22 protein-coding genes, 1 rRNA gene and 1 riboswitch are annotated in these 25,044 nt (G+C 54.6%); of the genes, 3 read left to right on the top strand and 20 right to left on the bottom strand.

All coding sequences use genetic code 11. From position 1 onward, the window contains the following. Window positions 1-705 precede the first annotated feature (705 nt). From B9L21_RS14355 to B9L21_RS14385, 7 genes are all read right to left on the bottom strand, one after another. Window positions 706-1,929 carry a CamS family sex pheromone protein gene (locus B9L21_RS14355; protein WP_063166880.1) on the bottom strand — a complete coding sequence of 408 codons (1,224 nt, stop codon included), beginning with the start codon at window positions 1,927-1,929 and terminating at the stop codon, window positions 706-708. Next, on the bottom strand, window positions 1,926-3,938 hold the full coding sequence (gene ligA, locus B9L21_RS14360; protein WP_063166881.1) for an NAD-dependent DNA ligase LigA: 2,013 nt from the start codon (window positions 3,936-3,938) through the stop codon (window positions 1,926-1,928). Before ligA ends, B9L21_RS14355 begins: the two co-directional genes overlap by 4 nt. Before the next feature lie 21 nt (window positions 3,939-3,959). Further along, window positions 3,960-6,134: a DNA helicase PcrA gene (pcrA, locus tag B9L21_RS14365; protein ID WP_063166882.1), complete on the bottom strand. Its 2,175-nt coding sequence runs from the start codon at window positions 6,132-6,134 to the stop codon at window positions 3,960-3,962. Between the two features lie 28 nt (window positions 6,135-6,162). Continuing rightward, window positions 6,163-6,882, bottom strand: coding sequence for a heptaprenylglyceryl phosphate synthase (locus B9L21_RS14370; RefSeq protein ID WP_063166883.1), 720 nt, complete (start codon window positions 6,880-6,882; stop codon window positions 6,163-6,165). A 106-nt stretch (window positions 6,883-6,988) separates the two neighbouring features. Beyond that, window positions 6,989-7,306 (bottom strand): YerC/YecD family TrpR-related protein, encoded by a 318-nt coding sequence (locus B9L21_RS14375; protein ID WP_063166884.1) that lies wholly within the window; start codon window positions 7,304-7,306, stop codon window positions 6,989-6,991. Window positions 7,307-7,452: 146 nt separating this feature from the next. Further along, window positions 7,453-8,469 (bottom strand): DUF3048 domain-containing protein, encoded by a 1,017-nt coding sequence (locus B9L21_RS14380; protein WP_063166885.1) that lies wholly within the window; start codon window positions 8,467-8,469, stop codon window positions 7,453-7,455. 28 nt (window positions 8,470-8,497) lie between these two features. Further along, complete coding sequence (locus B9L21_RS14385; protein ID WP_063166886.1) at window positions 8,498-10,243, bottom strand: adenine deaminase C-terminal domain-containing protein; 1,746 nt, start codon at window positions 10,241-10,243, stop codon at window positions 8,498-8,500. Between the two features lie 94 nt (window positions 10,244-10,337). On the opposite strand from B9L21_RS14385, the gene B9L21_RS14390 reads away from it, so the two are divergent. Continuing rightward, window positions 10,338-10,583 carry a DUF2892 domain-containing protein gene (locus B9L21_RS14390; RefSeq protein ID WP_063166887.1) on the top strand — a complete coding sequence of 82 codons (246 nt, stop codon included), beginning with the start codon at window positions 10,338-10,340 and terminating at the stop codon, window positions 10,581-10,583. A gap of 149 nt (window positions 10,584-10,732) precedes the next feature. Further along, on the top strand, window positions 10,733-10,837 hold the full coding sequence (locus tag B9L21_RS18305) for an EYxxD motif small membrane protein (RefSeq protein ID WP_327054892.1): 105 nt from the start codon (window positions 10,733-10,735) through the stop codon (window positions 10,835-10,837). Here the strand turns inward: B9L21_RS18305 and purD are convergent. The 12 genes from purD to purE all read right to left on the bottom strand — a co-directional run bounded on the left by purD (window position 10,791) and on the right by purE (window position 23,660). After that, complete coding sequence (gene purD, locus B9L21_RS14395) at window positions 10,791-12,083, bottom strand: phosphoribosylamine--glycine ligase (protein ID WP_063166888.1); 1,293 nt, start codon at window positions 12,081-12,083, stop codon at window positions 10,791-10,793. The genes B9L21_RS18305 and purD overlap by 47 nt on opposite strands. Window positions 12,084-12,108: 25 nt before the next feature. Continuing rightward, window positions 12,109-13,647: a bifunctional phosphoribosylaminoimidazolecarboxamide formyltransferase/IMP cyclohydrolase gene (gene purH, locus B9L21_RS14400; protein ID WP_063166889.1), complete on the bottom strand. Its 1,539-nt coding sequence runs from the start codon at window positions 13,645-13,647 to the stop codon at window positions 12,109-12,111. Then, a complete protein-coding gene (purN, locus tag B9L21_RS14405; RefSeq protein ID WP_063166890.1) occupies window positions 13,613-14,242 on the bottom strand; it encodes a phosphoribosylglycinamide formyltransferase in 630 nt (209 codons plus the stop codon). Before purN ends, purH begins: the two co-directional genes overlap by 35 nt. Then, window positions 14,239-15,279, bottom strand: coding sequence for a phosphoribosylformylglycinamidine cyclo-ligase (gene purM, locus B9L21_RS14410; protein WP_063166891.1), 1,041 nt, complete (start codon window positions 15,277-15,279; stop codon window positions 14,239-14,241). The genes purN and purM overlap by 4 nt, the downstream gene beginning before the upstream one ends. Window positions 15,280-15,408: 129 nt before the next feature. Then, complete coding sequence (purF, locus tag B9L21_RS14415) at window positions 15,409-16,821, bottom strand: amidophosphoribosyltransferase (protein WP_063166892.1); 1,413 nt, start codon at window positions 16,819-16,821, stop codon at window positions 15,409-15,411. Beyond that, window positions 16,797-19,025, bottom strand: coding sequence for a phosphoribosylformylglycinamidine synthase subunit PurL (purL, locus tag B9L21_RS14420; protein ID WP_063166893.1), 2,229 nt, complete (start codon window positions 19,023-19,025; stop codon window positions 16,797-16,799). Before purL ends, purF begins: the two co-directional genes overlap by 25 nt. Further along, window positions 19,009-19,695 carry a phosphoribosylformylglycinamidine synthase subunit PurQ gene (gene purQ / locus B9L21_RS14425; protein WP_063166894.1) on the bottom strand — a complete coding sequence of 229 codons (687 nt, stop codon included), beginning with the start codon at window positions 19,693-19,695 and terminating at the stop codon, window positions 19,009-19,011. Before purQ ends, purL begins: the two co-directional genes overlap by 17 nt. Further along, window positions 19,692-19,946, bottom strand: a complete 255-nt coding sequence (purS, locus tag B9L21_RS14430; RefSeq protein ID WP_063166895.1) for a phosphoribosylformylglycinamidine synthase subunit PurS — start codon at window positions 19,944-19,946, stop codon at window positions 19,692-19,694. Before purS ends, purQ begins: the two co-directional genes overlap by 4 nt. Then, a complete protein-coding gene (gene purC, locus B9L21_RS14435; protein ID WP_063166896.1) occupies window positions 19,934-20,662 on the bottom strand; it encodes a phosphoribosylaminoimidazolesuccinocarboxamide synthase in 729 nt (242 codons plus the stop codon). Before purC ends, purS begins: the two co-directional genes overlap by 13 nt. Window positions 20,663-20,738: 76 nt before the next feature. Further along, a complete protein-coding gene (purB, locus tag B9L21_RS14440; protein WP_063166897.1) occupies window positions 20,739-22,034 on the bottom strand; it encodes an adenylosuccinate lyase in 1,296 nt (431 codons plus the stop codon). Further along, entirely contained in the window at window positions 22,031-23,257 is a 1,227-nt protein-coding gene (purK, locus tag B9L21_RS14445; protein ID WP_236933428.1) for a 5-(carboxyamino)imidazole ribonucleotide synthase, read from the bottom strand. The genes purB and purK overlap by 4 nt, the downstream gene beginning before the upstream one ends. Further along, a complete protein-coding gene (gene purE / locus B9L21_RS14450) occupies window positions 23,172-23,660 on the bottom strand; it encodes a 5-(carboxyamino)imidazole ribonucleotide mutase (protein WP_063166898.1) in 489 nt (162 codons plus the stop codon). The genes purK and purE overlap by 86 nt, the downstream gene beginning before the upstream one ends. 112 nt (window positions 23,661-23,772) lie before the next feature. Continuing rightward, window positions 23,773-23,874: riboswitch (purine riboswitch) on the bottom strand. A 148-nt stretch (window positions 23,875-24,022) separates the two neighbouring features. Between purE and B9L21_RS14455 the strand changes: the two genes are divergently transcribed. Beyond that, the gene (locus B9L21_RS14455) at window positions 24,023-24,466 is read left to right on the top strand and encodes an Hsp20/alpha crystallin family protein (protein ID WP_063166899.1); all 444 of its coding nucleotides are present in this window, start codon (window positions 24,023-24,025) and stop codon (window positions 24,464-24,466) included. 222 nt (window positions 24,467-24,688) lie between these two features. Here the strand turns inward: B9L21_RS14455 and rrf are convergent. Continuing rightward, window positions 24,689-24,805 (bottom strand): 5S ribosomal RNA (gene rrf / locus B9L21_RS14460). Window positions 24,806-25,044 lie beyond the last annotated feature (239 nt).

Raw genomic sequence — 25,044 nt, forward strand, 5'->3', positions numbered from 1 at the left:
ACCCGCGTATGTTTGGAACAAACGCCCCCATTTGGATCCCATCATGACAAAGGCAACCGTTCCCATCCGATCTCAAAAAGCTGTCTCTGAACCATCATTTTACCAATCCTTCGTCCGTCAAGCAAAGCGCCGCTTCTACCGATTCGCTCCATGTTAGGCCTCACATTTCGCACCCTAACAAGGTCAAAACAAAGGATTTTTTATTTAGTTTTTCAGAATAACTTTTTGACCAACACGACGAGCGATGGCTATCCTTTTTTTACCATCGCTGGTCGTTCCGTATGACAGACCTTTTTGACTTGAACGTTCATGAGAGAAAAACTCCTTCACTTTCCTTGTGTGTCAAGGATTCATTCGACATCGGAACGAAAAAATCCTCCCGATTTTCGTTGGGAGGGTGCGAAATGTGAGTTAGGCGAAACCGGTACGCAGTGTTATGGATTGCGCATTGATCGAATACAATCACCGCAGCCATGTTCACAGACTTGGAAGGCTCGTGAAAAACAGCGATCGCTCCTGGCTGACGTCGGATGACGTGAAACGAGAAGCTGATCACACAAGGTTTCCCTATTTGAGAAACAGGGCGGTGAAGCAACCTGCTCCTTGAAAAACATCATCGTTTGTCGCCGGCCTTCTAAACGCTTCATATCAGCAAAACATCCTCCCCAGCTGATCTGGAGAGGATGTCGTGCCATGGTTGGTTTGTCATCGATAAATATGCACAAACGGCTCGTTTACTTTCGCTTGACGTACAATAAGACTTTCTGGCTGGCCGGTTGAAGAGATGTAAACGTTGACCGTGATGTAATCCGGGAACTTCTCCATTACTAAGCCGGTGACATATTGCGTAAAACCGATCACTTCCATTTTACCATAAAACGGAATCGTTATGTTGATCGTCAGCTTTTGGAGATGATCGTTGACATACAGCCCTTTGCCGACGATGCCGGTGTAATTCGGGAAAAAGTCCTCAACGTCTGATTTAAAATTATTGAATTTCAGCCAATCGTCGCGGTGATTTTTTTCCGCTTCATCGGACGGGAATAAGTAATATTCCTCGTTCACCGCTTCCCACTTGTCAATCGTGCTGCTCCCTTCATCGACGTGGGTGACCGCGAAAAAATGCCCCGGAGTGACAGACGAGCGCGGCGCTTGCTTGTATAAGGCAATCGTGATCGGTACACTGCCAAGCCCTTTTATATTTCGCAGCCGTTTTAGCACCTCGGCGGCAATCTGTTTTCCTTCCCGTTCAATGACATCATCTTTGATTTTCACCTCGCGCGGGTAGCCTTGCTCAGTCGAGTAATAGTGAACGGAGTTGAGCGCCAATCCAATGGCAACACCGCCGAGTTTCACCTTATCGTTGTCCACTTTCACTAAATAGTCGTGCTCCAAAATGCTCGCCAAATAAATCGGACTTTGCTTGTTTTTTTGCTCGTTCGTTCCCGTATCGCTGATCGGCGGATTTAAGCCGATGTTGTCTTCCGGCTTCATTTTCTCTTCTTTTAGCTGATTGTTCGTCCGCTTCCGGGCGAGCCATTTTCCAACTGTCTCACCGTCCAAATATTGCCCCTCTTGGAACAAGTAATCGTCCGGGGAAAATTGTTCGGAGGCCAAGCGCATGAGCCCGGTCTCAAATTCATCGACATCAAGGCGCGTATTTAAGTCGTTGACGACCTGGCCGCGCGCCCCGGACGGTTTAAACGGCAAGACCACGCGGTAATGCGAATCGGAAATGTTGTATTTTGGAATGACGGCTTCTTGTTCTTTGCTTCCTTTGTTTTGCACAACTTCTTCGCCTTGGTCAAATTTTGGCGCACACGCAGACAACAAACAGAAGGAGGCGAGCCCGAGGACGGCGAGCCGCTTTCGGGCCCGCTTTGTCCAACGGCAGGCAACCAAGCTGCTAATGATTGAGATTCGTTTCATTGTTCCTCCCTGCTTATCTCTTGCAAAAATCGTGTTTCATCCCAAATCTCAATGCCAAGCTGCTGAGCTTTATCGAGCTTTGAACCGGCATCTTCACCGGCGATGACGATGTCGGTGCTGCGGCTGACGCTGCCGGTGACACGACCGCCGAGCCGCTCGATTTGTTCTTTCGCTTCATTTCGTGACATCGACGCAAGTTTGCCGGTCAGGACGACCGTTTTGCCGGCCAGCACCGATGAGGCTGGCGTTTCAGCCGTCCGTTTCCGTCCTTTGTATGCCATATTGACACCATAGGTGCGCAGCTCATTCAACAACTCAACCGCTTCCGGCTGGGAAAAATAAGTGGTAATCGAGTCAGCCATTTTTTCCCCGATCTCCGGCACGGCCATCAATTCGTCTTTTGTCGCTGCCTCGAGACGCTCCATCGTTTCGAAATGTTCGGCCAACAGCTGGGCTGCCTTCGCCCCGACATAACGGATACCAAGGCCGAATAACAGCCGCTCGAGCGAGTTTTGTTTTGACGCTTCAATCGCCGTCAGCAAATTCGCCGCTGATTTTTCGCCCATCCGCTCTAGACTGACAAGCTGTTCTTTCGTCAGCCGGTACAAATCGGCGACATCGCGGACAAGGCCGGCGTTAAACAGCTGGGTGACGACTTTTTCCCCCAGCCCTTCAATGTTCATCGCTGCCCTTGAGGCGAAATGGATGAGCCGTTCGCGCAGCTGGGCCGGACACTTCGGATTTAAGCAGCGGAGCGCCACTTCTCCTTCAAGGCGAACGAGTTCGCTTTTGCATTCCGGACAATGCGTCGGCATCGTAAACGGCACCTCGTCCCCGTCGCGTCGGTCCACGACGACGCCGACGACTTCCGGGATAATGTCGCCCGCCTTTTTAATAATGACAGCATCGCCGATGCGGATATCTTTCTCACGAATAAAATCTTCGTTATGAAGGGTGGCGCGTTGCACGGTCGTTCCGGCGACGCGAACCGGCTCCAGGATCGCCGTCGGGGTGACAACGCCGGTACGGCCGACATTCACCTCAATGCCGATCAGCGTTGTGACCACTTCTTCAGCCGGGAATTTGTAGGCGATCGCCCAGCGCGGGCTTTTCGCCGTCGCCCCGAGCTGCCGCTGTTGGGCAAACGAATCAACTTTAATGACGATGCCGTCGATCTCATATGGCAGCTGCGGCCGTTTTTCGTGCCACTCGTTGACAAACGCGATCACTTCATCGATCGTGGCGCAGCGCCGCCGCTCCGGATTCACTTTGAACCCGAGCGCCTGCAAGTAGCCGAGCGCCGCGCTATGCGAGTCAATGCCCAGCTCTTCGGCATTGGCTAGCCCATAGACGAACAAATCGAGCTGGCGCGAGGCCGCCACTTTCGGATCGAGCTGGCGGAGCGAGCCCGCCGCGGCGTTGCGCGGATTGGCAAACAGCTCTTCCCCGCGCGCTTGACGCTCCTTGTTGAGACGCAAAAACGACGCTTTCGGCATAAACGCCTCGCCCCGCGCCTCAAGCGACACCGGCTCGTTGAGACGCAGCGGCAGCGAGCGGATCGTCTTCAAATTTTCCGTAATGTCTTCCCCTGTCGTTCCGTCGCCGCGCGTCGCCCCCTGGACGAAATAACCGTCTTCATAGCGGACCGAGACGGCAAGGCCATCAATTTTCAATTCGCACACATACGCCGCCTCACCGACTTCTTGGCGGACGCGGCGGTCAAAATCGCGCAAATCGCCTTCGTGAAACGCGTTCGCTAAGCTCATCATCGGGACGCGATGCATCACCTTGCGAAACGCCTCAAGCGGCGGGCCGCCGATGCGCTGAGTCGGCGAATCGCTCGTTTTTAGCTCCGGATACTGTTCCTCAATGGCGATGAGCTCTCGCATCAACCGGTCGTACTCGGCATCCGGGACAGACGGCCGGTCAAGCACATAATATTCATATCCGTAGCGGTTTAACCGTTCGCGCAGCTCGGCCGCGCGCCGTTCGGCTTGTTGGCGGTCCATACGTTCACCCGTTCTCCTTTCTTACACTTTCTCAATCGGTGCAAATTTGGCGAGCAGCCGTTTAATGCCGGTCGGACTCGGGAAGGCGATGTCAAGTTCTTGATCGTCGCCGCCGCCGCGGACGCTGACGACTGTGCCGACTCCCCATTTCCGGTGGTTCGCCCGGTCGCCGACTTTCCAGCCCCCGACGGCGCCGTTTCCATGCGAACGCGAGACGGCCGGACGTGAAGCTGCTGTTTGGCGGCGCGAAGCCGTCTCAAGCAAATGCGCCGGAATTTCATCTAAAAAACGCGACGGCGGGTTCATTTGAATGTTGCCAAACAACGTCCGCATTTGCGCGCTCGACAACACGAGTTCTTCTTCCGCACGGGTGATGCCGACGTACGCCAGCCGCCGCTCTTCCTCCATCTCGTCTTCGTCATCAAGCGAACGGTTGTGCGGGAAAATGCCTTCTTCCATGCCGATCAAAAAGACGACCGGAAACTCGAGTCCTTTAGCAGCATGAAGCGTCATTAACACGACCGCATCCCCTTCTGCCGTTTGGTCGTTGCCGTTTAGCTCGTCCAAATCGGAAATGAGCGCCAAGTCGGTTAAAAAGGCGACGAGCGATTTATCATCGCTCACGTTTTCAAAATGCTTCGTCACCGATAAAAACTCATCAAGGTTCTCGAGCCGGCTTTGCGCTTCAATCGTTCGCTCCGCCTTGAGCATGTCGCGATAGCCGGATTTGTCGAGCACTTCTTCGACGAGTTCGGTAACGGAGACGTATTCCTGCAGCTGTGTCCATTGCTCGAGCTGGCCGCGGAACGCCGCGAGCGCACCGGCCGCCTTCGCGCTCAGGCTGACCATCTCGAGCTCTCCAAGCGCTTCAAACAGCGACAGCTCGTGCTCCGCCGCGTAGCGGACGAGCTTATCGATCGTCGAGGCGCCGATGCCGCGCTTCGGCACATTAATGATGCGAAGCAGGCTTAAATCGTCATCCGGATTGGCAATGACGCGCAAATAGGCAAGAATATCTTTAATTTCTTTCCGGTCATAGAACTTTAAGCCGCCGACAATTTGGTACGGAATGTTCGCTTTTAACAACATTTCCTCAATGACGCGCGACTGGGCGTTCGTCCGGTACAGCACCGCAAAATCGCTGTACCGGCGCGTCCCGCGCTCCACCGCCTCTTGAATGCGGCCGGCGACAAACTGCGCTTCGTCCGCTTCGTTCATCGCTTCGTAATAGATGATCGGCTTCCCTTCCGGATTTTCCGTCCAAAGCCGCTTCGGCTTCCGATTGACGTTATGTTCAATCACTTCGTTCGCCGCCTGCAAAATGCGCTTCGTTGAACGGTAGTTTTGCTCGAGCAAAATGACTTTTGCGTTCGGATAATCGCGCTCAAACGATAAAATGTTTTGGATATCCGCCCCGCGCCAGCGATAAATCGACTGATCGGCGTCGCCGACGGCGCAAATGTTTCGGAACCGCTCGGCCAGCTTTTTGACAAGCGTATATTGAGCGCGGTTCGTATCCTGATACTCATCAATGTGGATGTACTGGAATTTATATTGATAATATTGAAGCACGTCTGGCACGCGGTCAAACAGCTGGATCGTCGTCATGATCAAATCGTCAAAGTCAAGCGAATGGTTGCGGAGAAGACGCTGCTGGTATTCTTGATACACATCGCTGACAATGGTTTCGTAATACGTCGAGGCCCGCTTCGCAAATTGTTCCGGCGCGAGCAAATCGTTTTTCGCTCCGCTGATCGTGCCTAAAATCGTCCGTGGCTCAAATTTTTTCGGATCGATGTTCTTTTCTTTTAAAATCGTTTTGATCACCGAAAGCTGGTCGGTCGGATCGAGGATCGAAAAATTGCGGTTAATGCCGATGCGGTCAATGTCGCGGCGTAAAATGCGGACGCACATCGAATGGAACGTCGAAATCCAGACGTCTTCCGCCGCTCCGCCTAAGAGCGCTTGCACGCGTTCCCGCATTTCGCGCGCCGCCTTATTCGTAAACGTAATGGCCAAAATGTTCCATGGCGCGACATGCTTTTCCGCCATTAAATAGGCGATTCGGTGCGTCAACACGCGCGTTTTCCCGCTCCCCGCCCCGGCCATAATGAGCAGCGGGCCTTCCGTTGTTTTGACCGCCTCTTGCTGCTCCTTGTTTAGATGAGCGAGCAACTTTTCAGACAAAAAATTCATCGTTTCCACCACCAATAAAACATATGTTCTATTTTACACCATTCATCCCATTTTCGCCAGCGATCCGCTTGACCGCCTCCACCGTCGCCAGCGCGCTTTCAAACGAACTGTAAACAGCGTTGCCGACGACGACCGTATCGGCATAGCGGGCCATTTCCGCCGCCTGTTCCGGCGCCGTAATGCCGCCGCCGTAAACGAGCTGCGTTCGGCTGAGCACTCGTTTCACTTTTTCCACTAGCGCCGGATTGCCGTACACGCCGCTATATTCGAGATAAAAGATCGGCAGCTTGTACAGATGCTCAGCGAGGCGGGCATACGCCACGACGTCATCGTCATCGAGCGCTGTATCAGCCTCCGTCAGCTTCGCCGCCTTGCATTCCCGGTTTAAAATGCAATAGCCTTCGGCGAAAATTTCATCCCAATTCATGACGTCGCCATACTGTTTTACCGCCTCATGATGCCGTCCGATCACCCACTCGACATGGCGGCTGTTTAACACCATCGGAATGAAATACGCATCAAATCCCGGCGTCAACGCGTCCATATCGGTCACTTCGAGCGCGCATGGCACCGAGAAGCGACGGATGCGGGCCAATAAATCGAGCACGCCATCGAGCGTCACCCCATCCGTTCCGCCAACGATGACGGCATCCGTTCCGGACTCGCAAAGACGCTCAAGGCGCTCGTCATCGATCGGCTTGTTCGGGTCTAGTTTAAACACATGGCGCCAAGCGCGAATCTCTTCCATGACAAAATCCCTCCACGTCATTACTCCATTGTTTCATTATAACAAATCCACAAAAAGAAAAGGAGTTCCTTTTCAGATGGAAGGAATCTCCTTGCAGCGCTGGACGTTATGCTTCGTTGGCCGTCTCGTGTTCTTCCTCTTTAATGCGGTCAAGCGCCATCGCATAGGCGTCATTGCCGTAATTGAGGCAACGTTTGACACGCGAAATGGTCGCTGTGCTCGCCCCGGTTTCCGTTTCGATTTTATGGTACGTATACCCTTCGCGCAACATGCGCGCCACCTCGAGCCGCTGAGCGAGCGCTTGAATTTCATTCACCGTGCATAAATCGTCGAAAAAGCGGTAGCACTCCTCTACATCACGCAGCGATAAAATGGCTTTAAACAGTTGATCGAGCTCTCTGCCGCGCAGCTTATCAATTTGCATGCCTGTTTCCTCCTTACGTTTAGCGAGAAAATATTCTAATCCGCGGCAGCCATATATGTCTCTCCGAAAGCCGCCTGCGGACATTTTCTATCCACATCACCCCATCGGCCGGCCCCAGCCCTTGGTAAACAAAGCAGGCTGTCCCGTCATTTCCATTGCACGATCGCCAGTTCCGGAACGATGTGGATCCACGTCTTCCCCGGCACGAATCCGATCGGAACCCCGTCGCGGTACGGCAGCAACCGCCCATCGACGTTTTTCCATTCGATCGGCTGGATGACACCGTTTTGTAACAAGTAGCCTTTACCGCCGGACGTTACGTCAATGTCGCGCCGTCCGTAACTGTCGATCACCTGGTGGCGGGCGGCGACGATCATCACGTTTTGCACCGCGACCGGGTCATGCGTATCGTAATCGATCGTTTGCTCACCGCCGCTGTATCGGTAATACCCTTTTTGTTCCGGCGCATATCGGTATTCGACTTGGGCATACGCCCGGTGCGAATAGATAATGCGAACCGTCTCGGCCTTCTCCCCGCTTGGCTCATCGTCGCGAAACGGCAGCGGGGCAATATCAGCTGTCCACGCATATCCGTTTTGCTCGGCTCCTTTTTCAATGTCAGCGAACGTAATGTATGAGTTATGCGGCGCCTTGCGGAATGAGACGCGCTGAAACAGCGTGCCGTCATAGAACAATCCATTCAAATAGTCAGTCCCGCCCCGCTCAAGCCGCGTTCTTGCCTCCGGGCTCCAGCCATGGCAAACGTAAATCGCATGGTAGCCGTCGCTCAAATCAATATAGTAGTCGCGCGCACTCCGCACCGGTCCAACCCGCTCGGGCAGCTCGCTTTGATACAGCGCTAAAAAGCGGGTGATATCTCCCTCGGCGAGCACCTCATACACGATGTCCGCCTGGCGGAGGCCCGACTGCGGACGCGCCTTCGGATGATTGTTGATCATGACGCCGACAACGCGTTGATGAACGTCCCCCTCTGCCGGCAATCCGGTCAGCGGAAACGTTTGTTTTTCCTCTCCCGGGGACTCGGCCGACTGCTCGTGCACCGGATTTGGCTTGGCCGGCTCAGTTCGTTTTGGCCCGCTTTCAGCGGTGCAGCCGCCTAGTAACAGCACCGCGCAACTGATGGCAAACAGCCAGCGTTTCAATGGACACACAACCTTTTTCTTTTTTATTTTACCGCATTATCGAAGGAAAGAGTACCGTTTTGTGCATCACATCATAAATGCCGCGCTGGGTAATGCGCACGTATGGCAAATGAGTTGACTGTAAAAAGAGCAGCGAGTACACCGGATCCTCAAAATGATACCCACGTTCCCGCAAAAGACGGACGAATGTCTTTTCCTCGTTCATCAACGGTTTCATGTCCAAGGTGGACGTCATGCCGCCAAGCGGGAGCGGAAGCTCAAATAAAATGGTTCCGTCCTCAACGAGCACGATGCCGCCGCCGATGTCCTTCATCCGCTGAAAGGCAAGCATCATATCTTCTTTATGTTTGCCGATCAAAATGAAGTCGCCGGTGTTCGAATATGAGCTCGCTAACCCGCCGAGCGCCGATGAAAATCCTTTTAACATCGTATTGACGCGCCAGCGGCCGTTTCGGTCAAGCAGCACTAAAAAGCATTCGTCATGGTCGTGGCCTAACCGGTCGTGCGACGTATCGATCGACACGGAGTACGGCTTTAAAATGACCGCATTTTCCATGCGCAGCCCCATCGGCATCGAAAACTGCAAATCATCCCATTCCAACTCCCATGACAATGAAAGCGGCCGAATGCCAAACTGTTCCCATTTCGGTGCTGGCCATGCGCCTGACGGCTCCCCTTCCCGCTTCACCCATTCGCCTTTGGCAAGCACCTGCACCGGCGTCGGGTCATGGGCCGAGCGCAAGAAGTTGATATGCGCAATCCGGCCGGTAGCGATGCTGCCGTGAAGATGTTCAATGCCGTAATGACGGGCGGCGTTGATCGTCGCCATGGCATACGCATCAATCACCGGCACGCCATGCTCAATGGCGATGCGGAGCAGCTGATCTATGACTCCGTCTTCATAAAAGGCGGGCGGCGAACCATCGGTCGTCAATAAGCATTTGTCATAATACCGGATGCCAAGCGCTTTCATTTCCTCAAGCAGCACCGGCAAATCCGGGCGGATTGACGAATGGCGCAGCGTGACCGTATAGCCGTGCCAAAGGCGCAGGCGCACTTCTTTTCCCGTCATCGCTTCATGGTCTCCGTCTACACCAAAAAGCGCCATTTTCACCAGCGTTTTCTCCGACGCTCCCGGAAAGTGCCCCTCGATTTTACGGCGCCGCCGTTTCGCCTCTTGCATCCAGTAAAGAACGATGTCATCACCGCTGACGAGCCTAGGCCACGATGTCAGCTCACCGCCCTGAAGAACCGTTTCCTGATCCAGCCACCGTTTGATCCGAGCGTTTGACAGCTGCTCATCTTCGCGCTCTAGCTCCGTTTGCCCGTCAAAGCGGCACCACCAATACATCGAGGTTGGAAGCGCATTCATTTCTTGCAAAAATAAAAACGCCTCTTCATCGCCAGCTTGCAAAAGGAAAAATAAGTTATCATTGACCAGCGTCGTCGTCCCGCACGTTGCCGCATAACGGGCAAAGGAATGGGGATTATATAATTGAAATGGATGGACATGCGGCTCAATGTAGCCGGGGACGAGCACATACCCGCGGCAGTCGACAATTTCACATGATTCATCGACACGGTCGGGAAGCCGCTCTCCGGCGTACACAATACGGTCGCCATGTATCCATATATTCCCTTTCACCCACTCGCGGAAATAGGAATGCAAATACGTTGCGTTCGTTAATACTTTTGTCGGCGATTGTTTGCCATCAATCACCGCTGCCTGTTCGCGCAGTTCACTGCTTTTCCATCGGTAGCGTTGTTCGCCCATTGACACCCCGTCCCTTGTTTCCTAATCGTTCCATATAATCATTTTAACGCACGAAAGCGATTTTCACAATAAAAAGATAAGGAGGGACACACCAATGGCGAATATCGGCATTGTCAACGCACTGATCCGCATCACGTTCGGCTTAACCGTCGTCGCATGGGCGACAGCCCGGTTCGCCCGGCGGCCGTGGTGCACGTCGTATTTGTTTGCCATCGTGCTTGGAGCCATGAAAGTTGGCGAAGGGATTACCCGTTTTTGTCCGGTGACGGCCCTGTTTGACAATATGCAGCGCGAACGGCTGCTCGATGAACAAAAGGAAGCCGTTGTCAATCCGACATAAGCATAAACCGCTTCCGCACCTGTCAGGAAACATCGTTGAAACAACGTTGGGATGATCCGTTACGTCTCCGTACGGCTAAGTCGCTTCGTTTCACGCAAGAAAAGGTGTCCCGCGTCCGGGACACCTTCGATACAAAGGAGTGAATGAGGATGTTGCTTGAATATATGACCGATATGTCGTTTGTGTTGGCGACGTTGATCGGCGGCATTATCGCCCTGTCGTACGTGTATTTGCGGCGGAGGCGCGTTCGATAGCGCGCCGGCCGATGTCGCAGCGGTAAAACAGGCCGTCACAGTCAATTGCCGCCAATTGCTCGTATGCTTTTTCCTTCGCCTCAGCGAGCGTCGCCCCCTTGGCCGCCAGCAGCAGGACGCGGCCGCCGTTTGTATAGAGCGTTCCATCTTCCCGCTTCGTGCCGGCATGGAACAACAACGCATCCGGAGCGAGCCGCTCAAGTCCGCGGATGGCCGCCCCGCGTTCGTAAGCGCCTGGATAGCCTTTCGCCGCCAGCACGACGCCAAGCACCGCTTCGTCCGTCCACTCGAGCTCCAGTTCTTTTCCGTCCATCACTACCAAGATCGCCTGAAGCAAATCGGTTTTTAAGCGCGGCAGTACGACTTGCGCCTCCGGATCGCCGAACCGGGCGTTAAATTCAATCACTTTCGGCCCGGCTGGTGTGGCAATCAACCCGGCATACAGGACGCCGGTAAACGGTCGGCCTTCGGCCACTAACGCTTTGGCGGTCGGACGCAAAATCGTCTCCAAGGCGATTTGGACCGTATCGGCGGATATTTGCGGCACGGGCGAATACGCTCCCATCCCCCCAGTGTTCGGTCCCTCGTCCCCGTCATACGCCCGTTTATGGTCTTGGGCGATGGCAAGAGGATACACCTTCTCGCCGTTTACAAACGCCATAAACGAAAATTCTTCGCCTTCCAAATACTCCTCGACCACGACTTGGCTGCCGGCTGCACCGAATTGTCCGTCGACAAGCGCGGCCTTCGCTGCGGCCAGCGCTTCTTCCACTGTTTGGGCGACAGTGACGCCTTTTCCAGCGGCCAACCCGTCCGCTTTAATGACGATCGGCGCTCCTTTTTCCTCAATATACACTTTGGCTTGTTCATATGAGGAAAACGTCGCATGTTCCGCCGTCGGGATGCCGTATGTTTTCATAAGCTCTTTCGCAAACGCTTTGCTTCCTTCAATGAGCGCCGCCGCTTGGCTCGGGCCGAATATGCGCAGCCCTTCCGCCATAAAGCGGTCGGCAATGCCGGCGGCCAGCGGCGCTTCCGGCCCGACAATCGTCAAATCAATCTTGTTTTGTTTCGCAAACTGAACAAGCGCGTCAAGATCGAGTTCATCAATGTCGACGAGCTCTGCTACTTCCCCGATGCCCGGGTTGCCCGGCGCGGCATACAGCTTGCCAACAAGCGGGCTTTGCGCCGCCTTCCAAGCGATGGCATGCTCGCGCCCGCCGCGTCCGACTACGAGAATGTTCATCGTCTTCCTCCCCTTTTGCCGCCGTTTAATGTTTAAAATGGCGCACGCCGGTAAACACCATGGCAATGCCATACTCATCCGCTTTGCGGATCGAATCGGCGTCACGAATCGAGCCGCCCGGCTGGATGATGGCCGTAATGCCGGCTTTTGCCGCCGCTTCAACGGTGTCGTCCATCGGGAAAAAGGCGTCGGAGGCGAGCACCGCGCCTGCCGCCTGCTCCCCGGCTTGTTCAATGGCGATCTTCGCCGCGCCGACCCGGTTCATTTGTCCGGCGCCAACACCAACGGTCATGCCGTTTTTCGCCAGTACAATGGCATTGGATTTGACATGCTTCACAACGTTCCATGCAAAACGAAGCTGTCCGCGCTCTTCTTCGGTCGGCTCGCGCTTCGTAACGACATTCCATTCGGCGTCCTCAAGCGTATACGTATCGGCATCTTGGACGAGCAAGCCGCCGCTGACCGAAACGAGCGTTTTTTCCTTAACGTCGGGCGCCGCGAAATCAAGCGTCAACAGGCGGATATTTTTCTTTTTCATCAAAATGGTGAGCGCCTCGTCACTAAACGATGGCGCGATGACGATTTCCAAAAAGAGATCATGCATCCGCTCTGCCGTTTCTTTGTCCACTTCCCGATTCACCGCGATAATGCCGCCAAAAATGGACACCGGATCGGCCTCGTACGCTTTCGTAAACGCCTCAAGCAACGTCGCGCCGACACCGACGCCGCACGGGTTCATATGTTTGATGGCTGCCACGGCCGGCTCCTGAAACTCGCGAATAAGGTTGATGGCCGCATTGGCATCGTTAATGTTGTTGTACGACAGCTCTTTGCCGTGCAGCTGTACTGCTTTGGCAATCGAGAACGCCGCACCGAGCGGTTTGGCGTAAAACGCCGCTGATTGATGCGGATTTTCGCCATAGCGCAACGATTGTTTTTTCGTATAGGTGACGGTGAGCGATTCCGGGTACTCCTCGCCGGTAAGGTTCGTCAAATACTCGGCGATCATCGCATCATACGCCGCCGTATGACGGAACGCTTTCGCCGCCAATTTTTGCCGCGTTTCCGCTTGGATCGATCCGTTTGCTTTCAGCTCCTCGATGACCGCTCGGTAATCGGCTGGATCGACGACGATGGCGACATCGGCATAGTTTTTCGCTGCGGCGCGCACCATCGTCGGACCGCCGATATCGATGTTTTCAATCGCCTCAGCCAGCGTCACGTCTGGCTTCGCGATCGTTTGCTGGAACGGATACAAGTTGACGACGACCAAATCGATCGGACGGATGCCATGCTCCGCTAGCGCCGCCTGATGGCGCTCATCGCCGCGCACCGCCAAAATGCCGCCGTGAATGGCCGGATGCAGCGTTTTGACGCGCCCGTCTAAAATTTCCGGAAACCCGGTGACATCGGAAATCGAGATGACCGGGACACCAGCCTCCTCAAGCGCCCGTTTCGTCCCGCCTGTCGAAATGATCTCGACGCCGAGTTCGGCGAGCTGTTTGGCAAACGGAATGATCCCTTCTTTATTAGACACGCTGATTAATGCTCGTTTGACTGCCATCGTTCTCGATCCTTTCTTCTTGTTGTTCCGCTTCCCCTAGCAGCATGCGCAATACCGCCGGATATAACTCATGTTCGACCGCATGAATGCGCGCCTCAAGCGCTTCGATCGGCTCGCCGGGCACGATCGGAACAGCGCGCTGGGCGATGACCGGCCCGGTGTCCATCCCTTCATCGACATAATGGACGGTGACGCCCGTTTCCGACACGCCCGCCCGGTACGCCTGGCCGATGGCGTCTTTGCCTGGAAACGCCGGCAACAGCGACGGATGGATGTTGACGATTTTCCCTTCATAAGCGGAAAGCAAGGTCGGCCCGATCAAGCGCATATAGCCGGCTAACGCGATCCATTCAACTTGCCGTTCCTTTAACTTACGCAAAATCTCGTTCTCAAACGCCGCTTTCGACGGGTAGTCTTTCGGGGAAAACACGAACGCCGGCACGTTTTCGCGCCCCGCTCGTTCGATGACCTTGGCGCCCGGCCGATCGCAGACCAGCAGGGCGATGTCAGCCGGCAGCTCGCCGCGCTTCGCCGCATCGACGAGCGCTTGAAAATTCGTTCCGCTTCCGGAGGCAAACACGGCCAACCGCTTCATGCTTTGCCCCCTCCGGTAAACGACACGCCCGCTCCTTTTGCCACTTCGCCAATGATGTAGGCCGGCTCTCCTTGTTCGTCCAACCATTTCACAAGCGGCGCTGCCGTTTCCGGGCTGACGGCGAGCACGAGGCCAATGCCCATATTAAACACGGAAAACATCTCTTCTTCTTCAAGGTTGCCGTTGGCGCGCAAGAAGTCAAAAATCGGCAACACCGGCCACGAGCCGCGCTGAATGCGGGCTTCAAGCCCTTCCGGCAGCATGCGCGGAACGTTTTCGATCAACCCGCCGCCGGTAATATGCGCCATCCCTTTGATCGTAAACCGTTCAAGCACCGAACGCAACCGTTTCGCATAAATGCGCGTCGGCTTCAGCAGTTCCTCACCGAGCGGAACGCTAAGCGGCTCGTAAATTTTATCAAGCGACAGCTTTGCTTGTTCAAACACGATGCGGCGCACAAGCGAGTAGCCGTTGCTATGCAGGCCGCTTGACGGAAGGCCAATCAACACATCGCCTGCCTGGATCGTTTGCCCCGTCACCAATCGTTCTTTTTCGGCAATGCCGACGGCAAACCCGGCCAAATCGTACTCGTCTTCCGCGTACATTCCCGGCATTTCCGCCGTTTCCCCGCCGATCAAGGCGCAGCCGGCTTCGACGCAGCCGTCAGCCACCCCCTTGACGATGGCGGCGATTTTTTCCGGCACCGCTTTGCCACAAGCGATATAGTCAAGGAAAAAGAGCGGTTCCGCCCCTTGGACAACGATGTCATTGACGCACATCGCCACACAGTCGATGCCGATCGTATCGTGCCGGTCAAGCAAAAACGCCAATTTCAGCTTTGTCCCGACGCCATCCGTGCCGGCGATGAGCACCGGCTGGCGGTAGCCAAGCGCCGATAAATCAAACAAACCGCCAAACCCGCCAATTCCGCCCAACACTTCCGGACGCATCGTTTTTTGCACGTGCTGTTTCATGAGGGCGACGGCCTGATAACCGGCCTCAATGTCAACTCCTGCTTGTTTGTATGCTTTTGCCACGCTAAATCCCCCTTTTCTTCGCCCGCTGCATCCGAACGTGCGACAAGCATCTTAACGACCATTGGCTCCGTCCCAATGGAAGCGCGCCCACCTATCCTCGCTATCCGATTCCGGGTTGAAGCGCACTCATCATTTGACGGTCATGCACGGTCGGGCGATTTGGCTGACCCGGGTTGGGTATTGGCCGGTAAAACAGGCCAAACATTGTCCGCGCTGCGGCACACCTTCCGGGCGTCCGATCGCCGCCAGCAGCCCTTCTTGGCTAAGAAACGCCAACGAATCGGCGCCGATTAAGCGGCGGATGTCTTCGACCGTATGTTTCGCTGCAATCAGTTCTTCCTTTGACGACGTATCAATGCCGTAAAAGCAAGGGTGGGTGATCGGCGGCGCACTGATGCGCACATGCACTTCAACCGCCCCCGCTTCGCGGAGCATCGCGACAATGCGGCGGCTCGTCGTTCCGCGCACGATCGAATCGTCGACCATCACGACCCGTTTGCCGGCAACCACGCCGCGCACCGGCGACAGCTTCATTTTGACCCCTTGTTCACGCAACGCCTGTGACGGCTGGATGAACGTCCGGCCGACATAACGGTTTTTAATGAGCCCTAATTCGTATGGAATGCCGGTCGCCTCAGCATAGCCGATGGCAACCGAAATGCTTGAGTCCGGCACACCGGTGACAATATCGGCTTCGGCTGGCGCCTCGAGCGCCAACCGCTTCCCTAAATTTTTCCGCGCCGTGTGGATGTTAATGCCATCAACATGGCTGTCCGGGCGGGCAAAATAAATGTATTCCATGCTGCAAATGGATCGCGGCTGCTCCGGAGCAAACCGTTCCGAACGCACCCCTTCGCCGCTGATGATAAGCAGTTCCCCAGGCGCCACTTCCCGCTCGTACGTCGCCCCGATGACATCAAATGCGCACGTTTCCGAGGCGACGACATATGCCGAGCCGAGCCGGCCGAGCGACAGCGGCCGAAACCCGTGCGGGTCGAGCGCCGCATACAGCGCCGTTTCCGTCAGCAGCAAAAACGCAAACGCCCCTTCAATCTGGCTGAGCGCTTCTTTCATTTGCCCGACAAATGTCGGCGCTTGACTGCGGCGAATGAGGTGGGCGAACACTTCCGTATCCGATGTTGTCTGAAAAATGCTCCCTTGTGCTTCGAGCGCAAGCTTCAGCTCGATGGCATTCGTCAAGTTGCCGTTATGGGCGAGCGCCATCGCGTCGGTTTGCGAGCGGAACAGAAGCGGCTGGACATTCTCATAGCCGCCCCCGCCCGCCGTCGAATAGCGGACATGGCCGATCGCCGCCGAGCCGCAAAGCGCATCGAGCGTGCCGCTTTGAAACACGTCCGTCACCAAGCCAAGCCCTTTATGGCCAGACAAATTCCCACCGCCCGCCACCACGATGCCGGCTCCTTCTTGGCCGCGGTGCTGCAGGCTGTGGAGCCCATAATACGTGAGCCTGGCGGCGTCCTCATGCCCCCAAATGCCGAAAATACCGCACTCTTCGTTCAATCCTTTGATTTCAGCAAGCATGGAATAGCCCCTTTCCAGACGTTTCGCATGTCGTCGACCGAAAGGCGAATGACCGTTTCCCCATGTTCCCCGTTCACTGTCAGTATGCCGTCGTTCGTCACTTCCCCAATCTGTTTCGCTTCCACGAGCTGCTCAAATGCTTCTTGATGTTCTTTTTTCACCGAAACAACGAAGCGCGACTGCGTTTCGCTGAACAGCTCGCTCACTAGATCGCCATTGATCGTCACATTTGCGCCAAACCCGGAAGCGCCGATGACACACTCGGCAAGCGCAACCGCCAATCCACCTTCAGCGATGTCATGCGCGGACACCACGACCCCAGCGCGAATCGCGGTCAACAGCTGACGCTGGCGGCTTGCTTCCACTTTCAAATCAAGTTCCGGCGCTTTTCCAAAAATGCGGCCCTCTAACCATTTTTGCAACTCGCTGCCGCCAAACTCCGGTTTCGCCTCGCCGATCACATAAATCAAGTCACCTGCTTGCTTAAACGGCTGGGTCGTCACATGGGAAAGATCGTCAATGAGCCCAACCATCCCGACGACCGGCGTCGGATAGACCGCTTCACCGTTCGTTTCATTATAAAGGGAGACGTTGCCGCTCACAACCGGCGTTCCGAGCGCCCGGCACGCTTCACTCATCCCATCAACCGCTTTTTCGAGCTGCCAAAAAATGTCCGGCTTTTCCGGGCTGCCGAAGTTGAGGCAGTCCGTTATGGCGAGCGGTTTCGCCCCAGAGCAAACGACGTTGCGCGCCGCCTCGGCAACGGCAATTTTTCCGCCCATTTCCGGATCTAGGTACAAATAGCGCGAGTTGCAGTCCGTTGTGAGCGCGAGCGCCTTATTCGTGCCGCGAATGCGCACGACGGCCGCGTCCGATCCCGGAGCGACGACCGTGTTCGTCCGCACCATGTAGTCGTACTGATCGTACACCCATTCCTTGCTGGCGATCGTCGGCTGGGCGAGCAGCCCGAGCAATGTTTGATTGTAATCTTCAATGTGCGGAATATACGGCGGCATCGCTTGAAATTCGCGGTAATAAGCCGGCTCCACAGATGGTTTATGATATACCGGCGCGTCTTTCGCCAACGCGTCAACCGGAATTTCCGCCACTACTTCACCATGGAAAAACAGGCGGAGCATTCGATCGTCGGTCACTTTCCCGATCGCTTTTGCCTCTAAACCGTATTTCGCAAAAATCGCAGCGATTTCCTCTTCCCGGCCTTGCTCAACAACAAGCAGCATCCGTTCCTGTGATTCGGACAACATCATTTCGTATGGCGCCATGCCTGCCTCGCGCTGCGGAACGAGGTCTAAATTCATTTCGATCCCGAAGCCGCCTTTGCTTGCCATCTCGGCCGAGGAGCTCGTAAGCCCAGCGGCGCCCATATCCTGAATGCCAACTAACGCATCGGACTTAACCGCTTCTAGACACGCTTCCAGCAACAGTTTTTCCATAAACGGGTCGCCGACTTGCACGGCCGGGCGCTTCGCTTCCGATTGCTCGCTTAATTCCTCAGAGGCAAACGTCGCCCCATGGATGCCGTCGCGTCCCGTTTTCGCCCCGACATACATGACCGTATTGCCGACGCCGGTCGCCACGCCGCGTTGAATATCTTCATGGCGGATGATGCCGACGCACATGGCATTCACTAGCGGATTGCCTTCATACGCCGGGTCAAACTGCACTTCACCGCCGACGGTCGGGATGCCGATGCAGTTGCCGTACCCGGCGATGCCGGCGACGACGTGTTCAAACAAATAGTTAACGCGCGGCGACGTCAATTCGCCAAATCGAAGCGAGTTAAGCAGCGCAATCGGCCGCGCCCCCATCGAAAAGACGTCACGGATAATGCCGCCGACCCCGGTCGCCGCCCCTTGGTACGGCTCGATGGCCGACGGATGGTTATGGCTTTCGATTTTAAACGCCACCGCCAGCCCGTCGCCGATGTCGACAATTCCCGCGCCTTCGCCCGGCCCTTGCAGCACATGCGGGCCATCGGTCGGGAATTTTTTCAGCACAGGTTTGGAGTTTTTGTAGCTGCAATGCTCTGACCACATAACGGAAAAAATGCCCGTTTCCGTGTAGTTCGGCAGTCGGCCCAAAATCGCTTCAACGCGGGCAAACTCTTCGTCCGTCAATCCCATTTCACGATACAATTTTTGTTCTTTAATCATCGCCGCGCTCGGCTCAAGCAGTAACGACATGCATCTCCCTCCAATAATTGACGATCGATCGGAATAGTTTCAGTCCGTCCGCGCTGCCGAGCAAAGCGTCGACCGCCCGCTCCGGATGCGGCATCATGCCGAGCACATTGCCGCGCTCGTTGACAATGCCGGCGATATCCGCCAAGCTGCCGTTCGGGTTTTCCCCATGGTAGCGGAAGACGATTTGCCGGTTTTCGACAAGGCGCTGGAGCGTTTGTTCGTCGCAATAATAATTTCCTTCACCATGGGCGATCGGAATGGTAATCACTTCGCCCTTATCATAGGCAGAGGTAAACATCGTTTCATTGTTTTCCACGACAAGCTGCACCGGCCGGCAAATGAATTTCAGCCCTTGGTTGCGGCGCATCGCCCCAGGAAGCAGGCCGGCTTCAAGTAAAATTTGAAACCCGTTGCACACCCCAAGCACCGGTTTTCCGGCTTCCGCGGCTTGTTTCACGGCGGCCATCACCTTGGAAAAACGGGCGATCGCCCCCGAACGCAAGTAATCGCCGTATGAAAAGCCGCCTGGAAGCAAAATGGCGTCGAACCGATCGAGATTTTCTTCATCATGCCAAACGTATTCCACTTCTTCGCCGAGTTCATCGGCGACCGCATGGTACATATCGACATCGCAATTCGATCCCGGAAAGACAATGACGGCAAACTTCATCGGGCGACGGCCTCCTCGATTTCATAACGATAGTCTTCAATGACTGGATTGGACAGCAATTTTTCACACATTTCGCGAACGAGCTCATCGATATCGCGATCGCTATCGTCAATGACAAGCTCCATAAACTTACCGATTCTGACATCTTTCACTTCCGTATACGATAAGCTGTGCAGCGCCCCCTTCACCGCCGTCCCTTGCGGATCCAACACACTCTCACGCAACGTGACATACACTTTTACTTTATACATGCCGATTCTCCCCCTAACCGTTGTAAAATGACCTCATACGCCTCGGTTAAACTGCCAAGATCACGGCGAAATACGTCCTTATCCAGTTTCTCATTCGTCTCGGCGTCCCAAAGCCGGCACGTATCCGGCGACACCTCATCCGCTAAGAGGATCGCGCCGTCCGCCGTGCGGCCGAACTCAAGCTTAAAATCAATTAATCTCACTTTTCGCTCGGCAAAATGAGCGCGCAACACGTCGTTCACTTTCAGCGCTTCGCTTTTCAGCCAGGCGATCTCCTCGCGGCTCGCGAGCTTCAAAATCGCAATGTGGTCTTCCACGAGCAGCGGGTCGCCAAGGTCATCGTTTTTGTAGTAAAACTCGACAAGTGGAGTTTCAAGCGGAGTCCCTTCCGCCAAACCGAGGCGCTTCGCCAAACTCCCGGCCACGACGTTGCGGACGACGACTTCCAGCGGGATGATCGCTACACTTTTCACAAGCTGCTCGGTCGGCGACAATTTTTTCATAAAGTGATTGGGAATGCCTGCTTCTTTCAATTTCGTAAACAACAAACTGGAAATCTCGTTATTGAGCCTCCCTTTGCCGACGATCGTCGCCTTTTTCTCGCCGTTAAATGCCGTGGCGCTGTCTTTGTACTCCACCCAAAGGACATCCCGCTCATCCGTCGCGTAAATTTTTTTCGCTTTCCCTTCATACAACAGCTGCTGTTTTGTCGGCATCATGTAAGCCTCCATTATCCAGAAGATTGAAAATTTTTTGTGTAACCGGCCGGCATGAGGGCCAGCCGGCTTCCACTTACTCTAATCCTAAGCGGGCAAAAATCGTATCGACGTGTTTCAAATGGTGGCGGTAATCAAAGCAATCGTCGAGCTCTTCCTTCGTCAACTGGCTCGTAATCCGCTCATCCGCCTCAAGCAGCGAGCGGAACGGCACTTGTCGCTCCCACGCTTCCATCGCTTTCGGTTGCACCAAATCGTACGCTTCCTCGCGCGCCATCCCTTTGTCAATCAAAGCAAGCAACACGCGTTGCGAGTAAATGAGCCCGAACGTGCGCTCCATATTTTTCTTCATATTTTCCGGATACACCAGCAGGTTTTTCACAATGTTAGCGAACCGGTTCAACATATAGTTCAACGCGATCGTCGCATCCGGCAAAATGATGCGCTCGGCCGACGAATGCGAGATGTCGCGCTCATGCCAAAGCGGCACATTTTCATAAGCCGTCACCATATACCCGCGAATGACGCGCGCCATGCCGGTCATATTTTCCGAACCGATCGGATTGCGCTTATGCGGCATCGCTGACGAACCTTTTTGCCCTTTGGCAAAAAACTCCTCGACTTCACGCACTTCACTTTTTTGCAAGCCGCGAATTTCCACAGCAAATTTTTCAATCGATGTCGCGATGAGCGCGAGCGTCGCCATATAGTAAGCGTGGCGGTCGCGCTGCAGCGTCTGCGTCGAAATCGGCGCCGGCGTCAGTCCGAGCTTCTCGCACACATATTGCTCGACAAACGGGTCAATGTTGGCATACGTGCCGACCGCTCCGGAAATTTTCCCGACTTCCACCATCTTGGCTGCTTGTTCAAACCGCTCCAAATTCCGGAGCATTTCGGCATACCAAAGCGCCAGCTTCAGCCCGAACGTCGTCGGTTCGGCATGAACGCCGTGCGTGCGCCCCATCATGACCGTATATTTATGTTCGCGCGCTTTCTCTTTCAATACTTGAATGAAGTTTTCCAAATCGCGCCGCAAAATCGCGTTCGCCTGCTTTAACAAGTAGCCGAGCGCCGTATCGACGACATCGGTCGACGTGAGACCATAATGCACCCATTTTCGTTCTTCCCCAAGCGTCTCAGAAACGGCGCGGGTGAAGGCGACGACATCGTGGCGCGTTTCTTCTTCGATTTCCTTAATGCGGCGGATGTCAAACGACGCGTGTTCCCGCAAGCGGCGGACGTCCTCTTTCGGAATGACGCCAAGTTCGGCCCACGCTTCGCAGGCAAGCAACTCCACCTCAAGCCACGCCTTAAAGCGGTTTTCCTCCGTCCAAATGGCTCCCATTTCCGGTCTCGTGTAGCGTTCAATCATCTTCGTTCCAGCCTCCGATCTTGCCAAATTTGCCACGACTCGATTCGCCTCAGCGCTTCCTCAACATCGTCCGCCAGTACGGTCACATGGCCCATTTTTCGCTTCGGCTTCGCCTCATGCTTGCCGTATAAATGGAGATAGGCTGCGCCGCCGAGCGCCCCGATCTGCCCGATGGCCGGTCCGACGTGCTCCCCTAAAAGGTTCACCATCACAGCCGGCTTCAACAACTCCGTCGAGCCGAGCGGCCAGTTGCAGACGGCGCGGATGTGCTGGGCGAACTGCGACGTCGCACATGCATTGATTGTATAATGACCCGAGTTGTGCGGTCTAGGGGCCAACTCATTAATATAAATATCCCCGTCCGCCGTCAAAAACATTTCAACGGCCAGCGTCCCAACAAGCGAACACGATGTCGCCAGCGTCTTGGCGTAACGGACCGCCCTCTGCTCGATGTGTTGCGGGATCCGTGCTGGAACGATCGTTTGATGCAAAATGTTCTCGATATGAATGTTTTCCGCCACTGGAAAAACAGCCGTCTCACCATCGAGGTTGCGGGCGACAATGACCGACATTTCCTTCACAAACGGCACCCAGCCTTCCAAAATGCATGGGCCAAGCCCAAGCAAATCAGCCGCTTTGGCTAGATCGCCTTCGCCGCGCAGCACATATTGCCCTTTGCCGTCATAACCGCCGCGCCGCGTTTTCAAGACGCACGGAAAGCCGGTCATGGCAACGGCCTGTTCCAACTCATCCCATCCGTCCACTTCCCTATACGGCGCCACCGGCAACCCGGCTTCGACAATCGCCGCTTTCTCCAACGCCCGGTCTTGCGTCACCGCCAGCAGCCGGCTTCCTTGCGGGACATAGGCGTTTGCCTCCAGCCACTCAAGCGCCTGCGCATCGATATTTTCAAATTCGTACGTAATGACATCGCTCACGCGCGCCAGTTCAGCTATCGCATCCAAATCATGGTACGGCGCGGTGATTTCCACATCGGCCACTTGCCCGCACGGGGAATCAGGCGTCGGATCCAGCACGGCGATGCGAAACCCCATCTCACGCGCCGCGATGGCCATCATCCGGCCAAGTTGCCCTCCGCCAATAATGCCGATCGTCTGTCCTGGAACAATCCGCCGCTTAGTCAAGTTGATCACTGCTTTCCACGACTTGTTTTCGAATCGATTCTCTCCTTGCTTTGAGCACCTCCATATAGCGCGGATCAAACAGCCCGACGATCGACACGGCGAGCAGCCCCGCATTCGTCGCCCCTGCTTTGCCGATCGCCACTGTCGCCACCGGCACGCCGCCTGGCATTTGCACGATCGACAATAACGAATCGAGTCCGTTCAATGCCTTTGACTGCATCGGCACGCCGATGACCGGCAACGTCGTCTTCGCCGCCACCATCCCCGGCAAATGAGCCGCTCCACCGGCCCCCGCGATAATCACCTTAATGCCCCGCTCCTCCGCCGTTTCCGCATACCGGAACATTTCATCCGGCGTCCGGTGCGCCGACACGACTTTTTTCTCAAACGGGACGCCCAGTTCTTCAAGAATCGCACAGGCGTGCTTCATCGTTTCCCAATCTGAACGGCTTCCCATGATCACCCCAACTAGCGGGCTCATACGTTCCACTCCTTACCCTTAATAAACAAAGCCCAGAACATACATTCCCTCTTTTTAGGCGAGGGAAAGCATCGTTCTGGGCTTTCGCATTTGTCGATTAAGAAAAAAAGCCAAAACCGATCCTTTCCCTCATAGTCCAATCATTTACGGTGATTGGGTAGAGACTTTTGGGCCATATTCCCAAAATTATATGAGGGATACGTTTATGCACTATGAAGCTACTTTTATATTAGCAAGGTTTTTAACAAAATGTCAAGTTAAAATCGAACATTTATGATTATAAAAAGATAAATGTTCGTGTTTTTTTAAATCACCAAACGAATAAGAAGGCATATGATGAATGTGCGGAGGAGGGAGACGCCATGGCCAATGAAAACCCGTTTACACCGTTTTCCGATTGGACAAAGCACTGGCAGCAATTTTTCCAAAACGATTTTTGGGGAAGCATCCAACCGCTGTTGCCATCATCCAATAAATCATCTTCAGGAATGAATATCTACAAAAAAGACAACGAACTGCTCGTCGTCATCAGCCTCCCAGGGCTGGAGAAAATCGAAGATGCGGAAGTGTATGTATTACACAAGACGCTGGAAGTGAAGGCGACGATCAATCTCAACTTTAAAGGGTTTGATTTAGTGGAGGAAGGCATTTTCCAAGGCCGGTTTGAAAAAACCGTCCCATTGCCGTTCCCGGTAAAAGAAGACCGCATCGAGGCGACATACCATAACGGCCTGCTCTTCATCCACTTACACCGACTCATTCCCGAAGAGCCAAAAAAGAAAATAGTCATCAAAAAAGGCGAGTAACCGCCAACCGCTGCATAATAAAAAAAAGAGGGTGTCCCATGCCGTGCAGGACACCCTTTCGCGAGTTTCCGTTTCCTATCGCTTTATGAAAAAGGGGGTCTAGGAAACGATGATCACGCTTTACATTTTGGGGGAGAGGATTTAAAATGGCGTCATTAGAAATGACTCATTAAGAAATAGGCAAAAAAATGAGAGAACCAAACAGCTCCCTCATTTTTGCCTGCCTAGCAGCGACCTACTCTTGCAGGGGCGCTGGCCCCAACTACCATCGGCGCTGGAGGGCTTAACTTCCGTGTTCGGGATGGGAACGGGTGTTTCCCCTCCGCTATCACCACTAGGCAAGCGATTCAGTTTTGACATCATTTATTATACTTAAAAAACAAACGATGTCAAGAAGGAAATTCATTCCTTCAAAACTAGATAACCGTTTTGGGAAGAAGCCGCGGCGCTTCCGCTTTTTGTCTAGCTCCGGCCGCCATCGGCTCGCGACGCTTCGGTCCTGCTGCGGCGGCGACACATTGCATACGCTCCTGTGACACCACCCACGCAGAACCAAGCTTTGCTTGGTTCGAGCCTCC

The sequence above is a fragment of the Geobacillus uzenensis genome (assembly GCF_002217665.1).
Lineage (GTDB): Bacteria > Bacillota > Bacilli > Bacillales > Anoxybacillaceae > Geobacillus > Geobacillus subterraneus.

What these genes read in the sequence shown, in the direction of transcription:
- B9L21_RS14355 (WP_063166880.1), bottom strand. Translation starts at nt 1,929, where the DNA reads ATGAAACGAATCTCAATCATTAGCAGCTTGGTTGCCTGCCGTTGGACA.
- ligA (WP_063166881.1), bottom strand. Translation starts at nt 3,938, where the DNA reads ATGGACCGCCAACAAGCCGAACGGCGCGCGGCCGAGCTGCGCGAACGG.
- pcrA (WP_063166882.1), bottom strand. Translation starts at nt 6,134, where the DNA reads ATGAATTTTTTGTCTGAAAAGTTGCTCGCTCATCTAAACAAGGAGCAG.
- B9L21_RS14370 (WP_063166883.1), bottom strand. Translation starts at nt 6,882, where the DNA reads ATGGAAGAGATTCGCGCTTGGCGCCATGTGTTTAAACTAGACCCGAAC.
- B9L21_RS14375 (WP_063166884.1), bottom strand. Translation starts at nt 7,306, where the DNA reads ATGCAAATTGATAAGCTGCGCGGCAGAGAGCTCGATCAACTGTTTAAA.
- B9L21_RS14385 (WP_063166886.1), bottom strand. Translation starts at nt 10,243, where the DNA reads ATGGGCGAACAACGCTACCGATGGAAAAGCAGTGAACTGCGCGAACAG.
- B9L21_RS14390 (WP_063166887.1), top strand. Translation starts at nt 10,338, where the DNA reads ATGGCGAATATCGGCATTGTCAACGCACTGATCCGCATCACGTTCGGC.
- B9L21_RS18305 (WP_327054892.1), top strand. Translation starts at nt 10,733, where the DNA reads ATGTTGCTTGAATATATGACCGATATGTCGTTTGTGTTGGCGACGTTG.
- purD (WP_063166888.1), bottom strand. Translation starts at nt 12,083, where the DNA reads ATGAACATTCTCGTAGTCGGACGCGGCGGGCGCGAGCATGCCATCGCT.
- purH (WP_063166889.1), bottom strand. Translation starts at nt 13,647, where the DNA reads ATGGCAGTCAAACGAGCATTAATCAGCGTGTCTAATAAAGAAGGGATC.
- purN (WP_063166890.1), bottom strand. Translation starts at nt 14,242, where the DNA reads ATGAAGCGGTTGGCCGTGTTTGCCTCCGGAAGCGGAACGAATTTTCAA.
- purF (WP_063166892.1), bottom strand. Translation starts at nt 16,821, where the DNA reads ATGCTTGCTGAAATCAAAGGATTGAACGAAGAGTGCGGTATTTTCGGC.
- purL (WP_063166893.1), bottom strand. Translation starts at nt 19,025, where the DNA reads ATGTCGTTACTGCTTGAGCCGAGCGCGGCGATGATTAAAGAACAAAAA.
- purQ (WP_063166894.1), bottom strand. Translation starts at nt 19,695, where the DNA reads ATGAAGTTTGCCGTCATTGTCTTTCCGGGATCGAATTGCGATGTCGAT.
- purS (WP_063166895.1), bottom strand. Translation starts at nt 19,946, where the DNA reads ATGTATAAAGTAAAAGTGTATGTCACGTTGCGTGAGAGTGTGTTGGAT.
- purC (WP_063166896.1), bottom strand. Translation starts at nt 20,662, where the DNA reads ATGCCGACAAAACAGCAGCTGTTGTATGAAGGGAAAGCGAAAAAAATT.
- purB (WP_063166897.1), bottom strand. Translation starts at nt 22,034, where the DNA reads ATGATTGAACGCTACACGAGACCGGAAATGGGAGCCATTTGGACGGAG.
- purE (WP_063166898.1), bottom strand. Translation starts at nt 23,660, where the DNA reads ATGAGCCCGCTAGTTGGGGTGATCATGGGAAGCCGTTCAGATTGGGAA.
- B9L21_RS14455 (WP_063166899.1), top strand. Translation starts at nt 24,023, where the DNA reads ATGGCCAATGAAAACCCGTTTACACCGTTTTCCGATTGGACAAAGCAC.